The 674-nt window shown below is 38.4% G+C and carries 1 protein-coding gene; it reads left to right on the top strand.

All coding sequences use genetic code 11. The features are described 5' to 3' along the window. Positions 1 to 674: transposase (locus QWZ08_RS28110; RefSeq protein ID WP_290341372.1), on the top strand; the 674-nt coding region annotated here is incomplete at both ends.

Below are 674 nucleotides of genomic sequence, written 5' to 3'. Positions count from 1 at the left end.
CAACGAATTGGAGAGGCTGGAGTTGAGTTGATTTTAAAAGAAAGCATACGTGTTAATGAACCACCGGATGATAGTGATACCGGCGTAATAGTGAGTGTTGACACAACTGTTCAGGAAAAAAATATCACTTATCCAACAGATGATAAACTTTATAAAAAGATCATAAAAAAATGTTGGGCCATAGCAGATAAAGAAGCCATTGATCTGCGGCAATCTTATACAAGAGTTGTTAAGCAGCTGGGTAATCTGCAACGTTTTAAAACAACCAAATATGGGGTGAAGGCAGCAAGAAAAGCCAATAAAAAAATCCAAATTATAGCAGGCAGGCTGGTACGTGATATTGCCAGAAAGCTTCCACTGTCAAGGCTTGGCCAATATCTGCCTGCACTTAAACTGTATCAAAGAGTACTATCCCAAAAGCGTGGTGACACTGATAAGATTTATAGTCTTCACGAACCAAATGTAAAATGCTATTCGAAAGGCAAGGAACACAAAAAGTTTGAGTTTGGCAGTAAAGTTTCAATTGTTATTGACCAACAAACAGGCATCATCATGAGCGCTGTTAACTTTACTCAAACACTACATGATTCAAAAACACTACCAGAGGTTTTAGAACAGTATGAACGAATCAATAACAAGCAGCCTGCAGAAGTATTTGCAGACCGGGGATACAA

The sequence above is a fragment of the Ferruginibacter paludis genome (assembly GCF_030409685.1).
GTDB classification, from domain to species: domain Bacteria; phylum Bacteroidota; class Bacteroidia; order Chitinophagales; family Chitinophagaceae; genus Ferruginibacter; species Ferruginibacter paludis.
The sequence above is the reverse complement of the archived record's forward strand: the minus strand, read 5'-3'. Positions and strand labels throughout refer to the sequence as shown.